Here is a 12,551-nt window from a genome sequence, read left to right on the forward strand (position 1 = left end):
GGGTAGATGTGCCCTTGTTCAGCTTAAGTTTATTCCTTCGGTATAAAATTATTTTTTAGGAGCCGCTCCGGCCGGTGCTGCTGATCCGGCAGTTACCCTGCCCCCATCGCGCAAACGCTGGAAACCATCGGTAATTACCTTATCACCTTGTTTAATACCATCCAATACCACAACATCGCTATTAATACGCGGCCCTAATTTCACCTTCACTTGTTTCGCAATAGTATCGCGCCTGTCCTTAACTGTTTTATCGGCCGCGGTATCTTTAACAACGGTATCCCTCGTCGAGAAAACAAAGAACTCGCCCATCTGCTCGGTTACTGCCTTAAACGGAATTTGTACCCTATTGCCCGACTGACTGTTCAGCACCTGCAAAACACAGCTCATACCATCCTTCAGCACATCATCCTCATTCGGGAACTGGATCCTTACCTTAATACTACCGGTTTGATTATTCACCCCCCTGTCAATCGCCAGCACCTTACCCGCTTTTGCGTATTTACTTCCATCGGGCAGTACCAATTTAAATGTACTGTCGGTGCTTGATTTTTGCAGATTATAAAAGCGATTGATGTCCTGCTCATTGATCACAACATCCACACCGATAGGATGCTCTGCAGATATGGTGTTCAATAAAGTAGTGCCTGTAGATACCTGCGTACCCAGCCTTACCTGCGAAATACCAATGCGACCTGTGAAAGGTGCCGTAATGGTAGCGTACGACAAATCGGTACGGGACGACTCAAGCGCGGCTTTGGCTACAGCAACCTGGGCTTTACTGGTTTCATAAGTGGCCTGTGCCTGATCAACCGTTTGACGGGCAATCGCGTCGCTCTTGAGGAGCATGTTATACCTGTCTATATCTTTTTGCGCTTTAACCAGGTTAGCTTCGGCGCTTAATACGTTGGCCTTAGCCTGATCATAAGCCGCCTGGTATTTGCGTTTGTCTATTTCATACAATACTTTGCCTTTTTGCACAATGTCACCCTCTTTAAAAAAGATGCCGGTTACAAAACCAGGAACCTGGCTGCGTAGTTCAACTGTGTTTACCGAAACCACAATACCCTGATATTTATCATAGTACACCGCTTCGGCTGTTTTAGCTTCGGCAAGGTATACCGGGGTTGGAGGCATGGCGGCCGGTCCGCCTTTTTGAGGTTTACCGCATGATGCCCATGTTAAAAGTGCTGCAGGGGCTAACCAATATATATATGTATGTTTCATGTAGAATAGGTTGTTCGTTGAGTTGCTGTAGTTTTTTGTTTTTTATGACGATGATTTACGGTTGCTGAACAGGCAATATCCCCAATGCCTTCTCCAGATCAATTTTGCTGCTGAGCAAATTAAACAGTGCATTATAATAGCTCAGTTCGGCGGTACGAAGGTCGGCCTGCGATACAATCACGTCCAGGTAAGTTTTCACCCCTTCACGGTACTGCAGACTTACTACCTTATATACATCTTTTGCAAGGTTCACATTTTCGCGAATGAGCTGATAGCTGGTATAATTGCTTTTATATGCCGCTAATGCCTGGGTATACTCTGTAAAAATGGAGTTTTTGGTATTGATCAAATCCAGATCGGTACGTTCAACCTGCAACTTAGCCTTGGCCAGGTTTTGCAGGCGTTTAGTTCCCTGGAAAATTGGCACGGCTAAGGTCAAACCAACATAGCCTGTAGGGAACGAATTGTTATACAGATCACTAAAATCATGACTGAAATATGCATGCTGATAGCTGCCTACTGCCGACAATGAAGGCAAAAAGCCAAAGCGATAATAGTTTACATTAAGGTTATTGAGCGCCTTGCTTGTTTCAAGCAAACGGTATTCGATGCGGTTATTGATGTTAAGCTGTTGCAGGGTATCAATACTTGCTTCCTGCTCATACCGCGTAGAGTCATAAGAAAGGTTTAGCTGTGCAGCCGCCCCCACGCCCATGATCTGCTTTAGCAAAGCCGTTTTGCTTTTAATAGCTTCCTCGGTTTGTTTGCGGGTAGCTAACGAATTATTTAATGAGATGGTAGCCTGCTTGTAATCTGTAGGATCGGATACACCGGCTGTATACCTGCTTTTGGCATCCTTTAAACTTCTTTGCAGCCTGATGATATCCTCGTTGGTAATGTCAAGCTGTTTTTCAGAAAGTAAAACATCAAAGAAGGCTTTACTTACGTCGCTCACTACATCAATCTGGCTGCTCAACGTGTTTTGTTTATAATACTCGCGCGAATATTTTTTTGCCCTTGACGCCAGGAACACATCGTTATTATACAAAACCTGTGAGGCCGTAACCCCTAAAGTTGAAAGGTTACGGATGCTGCCCGCATTACTTGGGATATTTGCGCCGGATGCACCAGCCTGTGGACTACCTTTATAATAGTAGTTATAAAGCCCAGATCCGTTTACCTGCGGCAACCAGGCCGAAAGTCCAATTTTGATATCGCGTTCATTAATTTGCTCATCAATGGAGGCCTGCCTTACGGTTGGCTGGTTACGTAAAGCAAAGTCAATAGCCTGTTTCAGCGTAACCGGACCACTTATGCTGTCGGCGGCTGTTTGGGCATAACTATTGCTATGTAAATTAAATGTTAAATTAAGTACAAGAATTGCAAGGAAGTACTTGTTTTTTTTCATACGGTAGCTATAGATAACAGTGTATATCAAGCAAAAATCATAAAGAAAAGTTTTATAATTTGTACAGGATTTATACGAAGGAATGCGAATATGTAATTAATATTACTAAATTAAAATCAGGAACAAGAATTTTACCTAAAATTTTACAAAAACTCGGGATAGTGTAAGCTTTTTGGGCTTTTTACAAAAAAATGAAAATAATAGGCCTGATATAAATAAAAAAATTAATTAATTTGCCTTGTAAGAATTTGTGTGCTTCTTAAGTAGTATTGATACGTTAATAGGCATTATTTTAAAAAAATTTACACACACCGTATAAGTTATATGCTTATTCATGGTATTTTTACACAAAATTTAAGCAGAGTTAATATACATGGTTAAAAAACTACATGGGAAGATCGCTCAGTTTCAAGTGGCCAACATGCTACGTGAACGAGGGTTATATCCTTATTTCAGGCCTATTGAGTCTGCACAAGACACTGAGGTAATTATTGACAACAAGCGGGTATTAATGTTTGGTTCTAACTCATACTTAGGCCTTACTAATCATCCAAAAATCAAAGAAGCTTCAAAAAAAGCAATTGACAAATATGGTACAGGTTGTGCCGGTTCACGTTTTTTGAACGGTACACTTGATATTCACATTGAGCTTGAAAACAGGCTGGCTAACTATGTAGGTAAAGAAGCCACTGTTTTATTCAGCACAGGTTACCAGGTAAACCTTGGTGTACTTTCGTGCGTTACCGGTCGTAATGACTATATCATACTTGATGAGTATGACCACGCCTGCATCATTGACGGCAGCCGCCTGTCGTTTTCAAAAGTGATCAAGTATGCCCATAATGATATGGCCGATCTTGAGCGCAAATTAAGCATACTTCCTGAAGATGCCGTGAAGATTATTGCCGTTGACGGTATTTTCAGCATGGAAGGCGATATCGTTAAATTGCCTAAAATTGTTGAGCTTGCTGATACTTACGGCGCCAACATCATGGTTGACGATGCGCACAGCCTCGGCGTGATTGGTGATAAAGGTGCAGGTACTGCCTCACACTTTAACTTAACCAATGAAGTTGACCTGATCATGGGTACTTTCAGTAAATCATTAGCCTCATTAGGTGGTTTCATTGCCAGCGACCAGGATACTATTGATTATATAAAACACCGTGCACGTTCATTGATGTTTAGCGCAAGTATGCCTCCAGGCTCTGTAGCCAGTGTAATTGCAGCGTTAGATATCATTGAATCGGAACCAGAGCGTATTGAAAAATTATGGGATAATACCAATTATGCCATGAAGCTTTTATTGGAAGAAGGTTTTGACCTTGGCCCAACCGAAAGTCCTATTTTGCCGATCTACGTTCGTGATAACGAAAAAACTTTCGCGGTTACCAAACACCTGCAAGCTTCTGGTGTATTTGTTAACCCGGTTGTATCCCCTGCCGTTCCTTCCGATTCATCATTGCTTCGTTTCTCATTAATGGCTACCCATACCTTTGAGCAAATTGACGAAGCTGTTGAAAAACTGTCAAAAGCCTTTAAAGAAGTTGGTGTAAACGCTTCTGTTAAAGAAAAAATATAATGAAGAACTCTAATTGTGCATTTAGCTACTTTTATTTTAAGGTAAGCTAAATGCACATTATTATTTTAAGGCATACCTATTTGCTTTAATTCAATCATTTACCACACATGATTACAATTGTAACGGTTAAATCAAAAAAAGAACTGGCTTCATTTATTGATTTTCCGCACGACCTGTACAAGGACGATCCTTATTACGTTCCCGAATTATTTATTGCCCAAAGAGATCTTTTAACCAAGCATCCCTTTCATAAACACAACACCGTACAGCCATTTTTAGCTTATGACGGCAATAAAATAGTTGGCCGTATAGCTGCCATCCTTAACAACGGCCATAATGAATACAGCCATGTTAACGATGGCTTTTTTGGTTTTTTTGATTGCATCAATGATACCAAAATATCCAATGTGCTTTTTGAAACCGTTACCAAATGGCTCAAAGAAAAAGGTGTTACCGGCAAATTATTAGGCCCTACCAACTTTTCAACCAATGAACCTTGCGGTTTGTTAATTGAAGGCTTTGACAGTTCACCATTCTTGATGAACACCTATAATTTTGCCTATTATGCCAATCTGGTCGAAAATTTTGGTTTTGCCAAAGATGTTGACCTGATTGCATGGCACTGGGATGGACAGGCTTATGACGATAAATCGGTGCGTTTATTGAACTCGCTTGAAGAGCGTTTGAAACGCAGCGACATTATCATCCGCAAAATCAACCTTAAAAACTTCAAAGAAGAAGCAGCTAAGCTTCGTGAAGTATACAACTCGGCCTGGGATAAAAACACCGGTTTTGTTCCCCTTACAGATGAAGAGTTTGACTACCTGGCTAAAGATCTGAAGCTGATCCTTGATCCGGATTTTGCAATTGTAGCCGAGCAACATGGCAAAATAGTGGCATTTGGCCTGGCCTTGCCTAACTACAACGATATTTTCAAAACCATAAAACGTGGTCGCCTTTTGCCTACCGGTATCTTTAAATTATTATTTGGCAAAAAAGCTATTACCGGCATCCGTATTTATGCTTTGGGGGTAATAGAAGATTACCGTAAAATGGGTATCGAGGCCTGTTTATACGGTACCATTATTCGCGAATATAAAGCCAAAGGCTATGCCCATGCCGAAGCTGGCTGGACACTGGAACACAACGACATGGTGAACCGGGCTATTGAAGCCATTAAAGGCGATCCATATAAAAAATACAGGTTATATCAAAAAGCAATATGAGGGAACGGGTGTTAATAACCGGTGCAAGCGGATTTGTTGGATATCATTTAATTGAAGAGGCTTTACAAAACAATCTTGAGGTTTTTATAGCCGTCAGAAAAAGTAGTAAAATAAGTCACTTAAACGATTTAGATATTCAATATATTTACCCCGAATTTAACAATAGGGAAACATTAAGTAAACAACTTGCGGAAATAAAGCCCGATTATATTATACACGCAGCCGGCGTAACCAGCGCCCGCTCCGAAGCCGAATATAACCGCATTAACGCTACGTACACTTATAACCTCGCATCGGCAGCTCATGAAGCCTGCCCCGATCTGAAAAAGTTTGTACTTATTGGCAGCCTGGCATCCGTTGGGCCGCTTAATTCACTAACCGGTACCATAACCGAAGCAACCACTCCGCACCCCGTTACAGCTTACGGCCGGAGCAAGTTGCTTGCCGAAGAAAAACTGAAAACGGTAACCGGCCTAAACTATACCATACTTAGGCCCACCGCAGTTTACGGACCAAGGGATACGGGCATATTTATATTTTTTAAACAGGTAGTAAAAGGCATTGAGCCATACATTGGCAGTACCCCGCAAAAGCTAAGCTTTATATATGTTAAAGATTTGGCCAAGGCAAGTATCAAGGCTTTGTATGGTGGTAATAACAAGACATTTAACTTGAGCGATGGTAATTTTTACGACCGTTATGAGTTAGGCAACATTACCAAAGAGGTGCTGAAACTAAAAACAATAAAGTTTCATCTGCCTGTAAATTTTGTGAAAATAATAGCCGCAGTGGCCGAAAAAGTAAGTTCTTTGAGCAACAAGGCTGCGGTATTGAATATAGAAAAGCTTAATGAATTAACCGCCATTAACTGGAATTGTGATATTGAAGCAGCAAAATCCGACCTGGGTTTTTATCCTTCATACAATCTGCAAAACGGTGTGGCCGAAACGCTAAAATGGTATAAAGCCAACAAATGGCTTTAGCCACTTAATTTTAATAAATAATAGTTACATAAATGAAAATCAACATTACACCTGCCAAAGGTAAGCTTGGTATCCTGATCCCAGGATTAGGCGCCGTGGCAACTACCCTGATTGCCGGCGTTGAAGCCGTTAAAAAAGGCATCTCGCAGCCAATTGGCTCCCTTACTCAAATGGGCCACATACGTTTAGGAAAAAGGACCGAAAACCGTAATCCTAAAATTAATGAGTTTGTTCCGCTCGCCAACTTAAACGATTTAGTATTTGGTGGCTGGGACGTTTATGAAGATAACGTATTTGAATCTGCATCAAACGCGCAGGTGCTTGAACCAGGTCTGTTACAAGCAGTTAAAGCCGAATTGGAAGCTATAAAACCAATGAAAGCTGCCTTTGATAAAAACTATGCTAAGAACCTTGATGGTACCCACGTTAAAACCGGAACCAGGCTTGAGCTTGCTGAGCAGGTTATGGAAGATATCAAAAACTTTAAAGAGGCTAACGGCCTTGACAGGGTTGTTTTGGTATGGTGCGGTTCAACCGAGATCTACTACGAAGCATCGGCTGTACACCAGTCATTGGCTGCTTTTGAAGAAGGCTTGAAAAACGATGATAAGTTGATCGCTCCAAGCATGATCTACGCTTACGCGGCGTTAAAATTAGGCGTTCCTTTCGCTAACGGCGCCCCTAACTTAACCGTTGACATCCCTGCACTGATTGAATTGGCTAAATTAACCAAAACTCCAATTGCAGGTAAAGACTTTAAAACTGGTCAAACTTTAATGAAAACTGTATTGGCTCCAGGCCTGGCAGCGCGTTCATTAGGTGTACACGGCTGGTTCTCAACCAACATTTTGGGTAATCGCGATGGTTGGGTTCTTGACGATCCGGATAACTTCAAAACTAAAGAAGTTTCAAAACTGGGTGTGTTGGAAGATATCTTCAAACCTGAAGATAACCAGGAGCTTTACGGTAACATTTACCACAAGATCCGTATCAACTACTACCCTCCGCATGGCGATAACAAAGAAAGCTGGGACAACATCGACATTTTTGGCTGGTTAGGCTACAAAATGCAGATCAAGATCAACTTCCTTTGCCGCGATTCGATCCTTGCAGCCCCTATCGCGCTTGACCTTGCCATCTTCTGTGACCTTGCTAAACGTGCAGGCATGAGCGGTATCCAGGAGTGGTTATCATTCTACCTGAAATCGCCTCAAACTGCACCAGGTTTACATGCGGAAAACGATATCTTCAAACAATTGATCAAATTAGAGAATACACTTCGTTACCTGATGGGCGAAGATCTGATCACTCACCTTGGTTTGGATTATTATGACGATATGTTCGCTGCTGAATAATCGTTAAATCACTAAATACCGTCAAAACAGCCGTAAGCAGTTGAATCTCTGCTTTGCGGCTGTTTTGTTTTTATGAAGTAAAATAATCATAGGCAGGTAACATTATTTTAAAATCATAGTCTTACCGATGACAGACAAAATGTTAAATAATGTTATTTGTATCGTTCTAAAACGGATTTAAATTCTATAGAAAACATTTAATTATCAGAACATTACGCAATAAAAAGAGAGAAAATCCGATATTGCGAGAATACTAATCATATGTTAAAACCGTTGTTTGGATTTACTTATGGTTATCATAATATGATGGTAAAATAGCTGTAAACAATATTTGACTTTTTGACCACATTAGTCTGTTCTGATTTTTTTTACCTTTGGCCTGTTAATTGTGAACTCCGTAACAACTACTGCCGGGCGTGTATGATTGAGGTAAGCAAGGTGAATTTCGGCGGTGGACTAATGAAAAACATACAGGGGCGGGCATAATTAATCCGTCAAAAACATTTGAATAACTTATACATACCTCTTTATCTAATAATACAGTGTTAAGCCGAAAAAAGAAGTTTGTATTTGCACAATGCACTAAGTACATGGATTGTAAAAAATTTTATAAAAGCTTATTTTTCTTAATACTGTTCTTTTCTGCTTCGGCATTATATGCACAGCAAACGGTAATAACGGGTGTTGTTACTGATGCAGGTAATAAACAAACCCTCCCTTCTGTTAGCATATCATTTACAGGTACTACAACAGGCACCACTGCCGACGTTAATGGTAAATATCGCCTTGTAACCAGCAATCAGGATTATAAACAAATCAAAATTTCGTTTTTAGGTTATAAAGATGCTTTTTTAGCCGTTATTCCTGGTAAAGAACAGGTTATCAATGTAAAATTATTTCCTGCTTCACAACAGCTTAACGAGGTTGTGGTAAAATCGGGCAAAAAGCCTAAATACCGTAATAAGGACAATCCCGCAGTTGAGCTGATCCGTAAGGTTATCGAAAATAAAGAAAAGAACCGTCCTGAAGCTTATAACTACGTAGAATACAAGGAATACGATAAAATGATGTTTGCGTTGAGCAATGTATCAGCCCAATTTTCGGACAGGAAGTTTTTCCGTAAATACAAGTTCATTTTAGATAATCGCGATAGCTCGCTTGTACCGGGCAAATCATTACTCCCTATCTACCTTGACGAAAAACTGCAACAGGTTTACTACCGCAAAAACCCCGAAAAAACAAGGGAAAATATAACAGGACAGAAAAGTGTAAACTACGGCCCGGGTATTGATAACGAAGGTCTTACCCAGTATTTTAAACACCTTTACAACAAGGTTGATATTTATACCAATAACGTTTTTTTAATAACCAGCCAGTTCCTGAGCCCTATCTCTGATAACTCGCCTAATTACTATAAATACTTTATTGCCGATACTGTTCTTGACGCGCATAACAACAAGCTGGTAAAGCTTGATTTTACCCCGCGTAATACAACAGATGTACTTTTTGAAGGTAGTATTTACATTACCCTTGATGGTAATTACGCCGTGCAAAAGTGTGACCTCACCATCAATAAACATATCAATATCAACTTCATCAGGTCCATGACCGTGAACCTGGAGTTCCAGCAAAACCCTGATGGTCGTTACCACCTGAGCAAAAGCACTACCATTGCCGACTTTGGTGCGTCCAAAAAAGATGCTAAGAGTGGTTTATTTGGTATAAGGGCTATAACATACAGCAACTATGTGGTAAACAAGCCACGTCCTGATACTACTTACCAGGGTTCGGAATATGCTGAGCTGAGCGATGAGGTAAAACATCGCCCTGATTCATTCTGGCAGGAAAACAGACCGGATACATTAACGCTGGCCGAATCAAAGGTTTATAAAAACATTGATAGCCTGCGCAATATGCCATCATTTAAGCGTACTGTTGATATTGCAACTTTATTGCTTGCGGGTTACAAAGGCTTTGGTAAGTTTGAATTAGGCCCTGCAAATACATTTTATAGCTTTAACCCAGTTGAGGGTTTGCGTTTGCGTATTGGAGGTCGTACGACGCCCGAATTGAGCAAACGTTACTATTTTGAAACTTATGCGGCTTATGGTTTTAAAGATGAACGCTGGAAATACTTTTTAAGCGCTACCTACTCCCTTAACGATAAATCTATTTATCGTTTCCCGCAAAACTATATCAGGGCAAGCTTTCAGCGCGATACCAAAATTCCGGGTGCAAGCCTTCAATTCGTTCAAGAAGATAACTTCCTGTTATCATTCAAACGTGGTGTGAATGATAAATTCTTGTACAATGATTTTTACAGGTTTGATTATGTGCATGAATTGGAAAGCCACTTTTCATATGCAGCAGGCTTCAAAAAATGGACCCAGGAGCCGGCAGGATCGTTATATTTTGATAATGTGATCAATGATCTGCCAAACTCGATCCACCATTTAACTACTACCGAGCTTACCGCGAGCGTGCGCTGGGCACCTCATGAGCAATTTTACCAGGGCAAGATCTATCGTATCCCTATCCCTAACAAATATCCTGCATTTGAGCTTGACTATGCTCAAGGTATAAAAGGGTTCTTTAACGGCGAATACAACTATCAGAAGCTTGATTTCCGTGCCGATAAACGCTTTTACTTTTCACAGTTAGGTTACGCGGATATAAACGTTTCTGCTGGCAAAATTTTCGGTTCGGTGCCATACCCATTATTAACCATACACAGGGCCAACCAAACTTACGCTTACGATATCGACTCATACAACTTAATGAACTTTTTGGAGTTTGTGAGCGATAAATACGCAAGCTTCAGGATAGACCAGCACTTCAGCGGTTTCTTCTTTAACAAAATACCGTTGTTAAAGAAATTGAAATGGCGTGAAACCGCATCGTTAAAAGTATTATACGGTGGTTTATCTGACCAAAATAATCCTTCAATACACCCGTCATTGTACCAGCTTCCGGTTGGCGCCGATGGCGTGCCAATCACCTATACTATAGGTAAAACACCTTACGTTGAAGGTAGTGTTGGTATCGAAAATATATTTAAATTTATACGCATAGATTTTGTAAGGCGCTTTACTTACCTTGACCAGCCAAACGTTGCCCAATGGGGTTTGCGTACAAGGGTTAAATTCGACTTCTAATCATCGCACCTAAATAAGCAGAGAGAAATATGGAACAGCAAACAACAACACTTAGGAGATCATTCAGAACCAACTTGCAATTAGGCATTTATAAGGTTATTGATCCGTTTGTGAAGATCCTTATAAAAATAGGCTTAACCCCTAATGCCGTTACTACCATTGGTTTTGTACTTAACGTGGGCGTTGCCGGTATCTTTATTTTAGGAGCCGAAGAAGGCAACCGCGGCGACCTGAGCTATGTAGGCTGGGCAGGCGGTTTGATACTTTTTGCAGGTTTATTTGATATGCTTGACGGCCAGGTAGCCCGTTTAGGAAACATGAAATCGATATTTGGCGCGCTATATGACTCGGTTCTTGACCGCTACAGCGAGCTGATCATGTTTTTGGGTATTTGTTACTACCTGGTAGCTCATCACTACTTCCTGAGCTCGATAGCTGCCTTTATCGCACTTATCGGCTCAATGATGGTTAGCTACGTACGTGCCCGTGCCGAAGGTTTAGGTGTTGAAATTAAAGGTGGCTTAATGCAAAGGCCGGAACGTGTGGTAACAATAGGTTTGTTTGCAGCTTTATCTGGTATTGTGGCACAATATATTGGTGGTAATTACAAATTGTTTATCCCAGGCATTAAATTCCATGTGTTTGAAACCATATCGATATTTACTATTCCAATTGTAATACTTGCTGTGTTAACCAATATCACTGCATTTAACCGCTTAAGAGAAGCTAAAAAAGCGTTAATGAAATTGGAAGAAGAAGGTAAATAAGTTGGCAGTAAGCAGTGCCAGTTGGCAGGTTGGTAAGTGAATAGTAACCTTAGCTACAACAACCGACAAAATATCATATCTTCGCAACAATAAAATAAAGGCATTTACACTTAGCAATATCTTTGCTAAAATTGCCTTTTGTTGGTTTAAGGCCAATCGTCTTTAATAAATTAATACACCGTAAACAGGCAGAGAAATAGTAAAGCATTTTTAACCCTGATTATATCATGAAAAAGAAATATATATCCAACTCACAGGAATCTGTGAGAATGTTCAAGAGCGATTTTTTAGAGGGACTTTCAAAAGTACATTACACTGTGCCCCTGTACATTTTTGTACCTGTTATTGGATATTGCAGCTATAAATTTTTTGATTTAGGGTTGGATATATTAAGCTATATCGGTCTGTTCATTTTCGGTCTGTTTATCTGGACCATTACCGAATACATCATGCACCGCTTTGTTTTCCACTACCAGCCAAGCGAAAAACTGGAGTGGGCACAACGTTTGCACTTTATTATGCATGGTGTACATCATGACTACCCGAGCGATGCCAAACGTTTGGTATTACCACCATCATTAAGCATTCCGCTGGCAACCGGCTTTTTCTTTTTGTTTAAATGGATGCTGCCTGTAAACTATATCTGGGGCTTTTTCCCTGGCTTTATTTTGGGATACCTGTTTTATGACATATCACACTATGCCATGCACCACTTTAACTTTAAAAGCGGTTTGTTTAAAAAGATAAAACAGCATCACATGCTGCACCATTACCAGGATCCTGAAAAGGGTTACGGTGTTAGTTCACCTTTCTGGGATAAAATTTTCCGTTCAGATTTCTTAAAAAAATAA

The 12,551-nt window shown here is 40.5% G+C and carries 9 protein-coding genes; 7 read left to right on the forward strand and 2 right to left on the reverse strand.

The window, feature by feature from the left end:
* Window positions 1-48: 48 nt before the first annotated feature.
* A complete protein-coding gene (locus EAH55_RS17825; RefSeq protein WP_121810809.1) occupies window positions 49-1,224 on the reverse strand; it encodes an efflux RND transporter periplasmic adaptor subunit in 1,176 nt (391 codons plus the stop codon).
* A gap of 55 nt (window positions 1,225-1,279) precedes the next feature.
* Entirely contained in the window at window positions 1,280-2,632 is a 1,353-nt protein-coding gene (locus EAH55_RS17830; protein WP_121810810.1) for a TolC family protein, read from the reverse strand.
* Window positions 2,633-3,005: 373 nt separating this feature from the next.
* Here EAH55_RS17830 and spt point away from each other — a divergent pair, with 373 nt between their 5' ends.
* From spt to EAH55_RS17865, 7 genes are all read left to right on the forward strand, one after another.
* The gene (spt, locus tag EAH55_RS17835; RefSeq protein ID WP_114940367.1) at window positions 3,006-4,214 is read left to right on the forward strand and encodes a serine palmitoyltransferase; all 1,209 of its coding nucleotides are present in this window, start codon (window positions 3,006-3,008) and stop codon (window positions 4,212-4,214) included.
* A 107-nt stretch (window positions 4,215-4,321) separates the two neighbouring features.
* Entirely contained in the window at window positions 4,322-5,440 is a 1,119-nt protein-coding gene (locus tag EAH55_RS17840; RefSeq protein ID WP_121810811.1) for a GNAT family N-acetyltransferase, read from the forward strand.
* Window positions 5,437-6,423, forward strand: a complete 987-nt coding sequence (locus EAH55_RS17845; RefSeq protein ID WP_121810812.1) for an NAD-dependent epimerase/dehydratase family protein — start codon at window positions 5,437-5,439, stop codon at window positions 6,421-6,423. The genes EAH55_RS17840 and EAH55_RS17845 overlap by 4 nt, the downstream gene beginning before the upstream one ends.
* 32 nt (window positions 6,424-6,455) lie before the next feature.
* Entirely contained in the window at window positions 6,456-7,778 is a 1,323-nt protein-coding gene (locus tag EAH55_RS17850) for an inositol-3-phosphate synthase (RefSeq protein ID WP_121810813.1), read from the forward strand.
* A gap of 590 nt (window positions 7,779-8,368) precedes the next feature.
* On the forward strand, window positions 8,369-10,933 hold the full coding sequence (locus tag EAH55_RS17855) for a DUF5686 family protein (protein WP_121810814.1): 2,565 nt from the start codon (window positions 8,369-8,371) through the stop codon (window positions 10,931-10,933).
* Window positions 10,934-10,962: 29 nt separating this feature from the next.
* Window positions 10,963-11,700, forward strand: a complete 738-nt coding sequence (locus EAH55_RS17860) for a CDP-alcohol phosphatidyltransferase family protein (protein WP_112574171.1) — start codon at window positions 10,963-10,965, stop codon at window positions 11,698-11,700.
* Between the two features lie 227 nt (window positions 11,701-11,927).
* Window positions 11,928-12,551 carry a sterol desaturase family protein gene (locus EAH55_RS17865; RefSeq protein WP_112574172.1) on the forward strand — a complete coding sequence of 208 codons (624 nt, stop codon included), beginning with the start codon at window positions 11,928-11,930 and terminating at the stop codon, window positions 12,549-12,551.

This window comes from Mucilaginibacter kameinonensis, from assembly GCF_003675385.1.
Classification (GTDB): Bacteria; Bacteroidota; Bacteroidia; order Sphingobacteriales; family Sphingobacteriaceae; genus Mucilaginibacter; species Mucilaginibacter kameinonensis.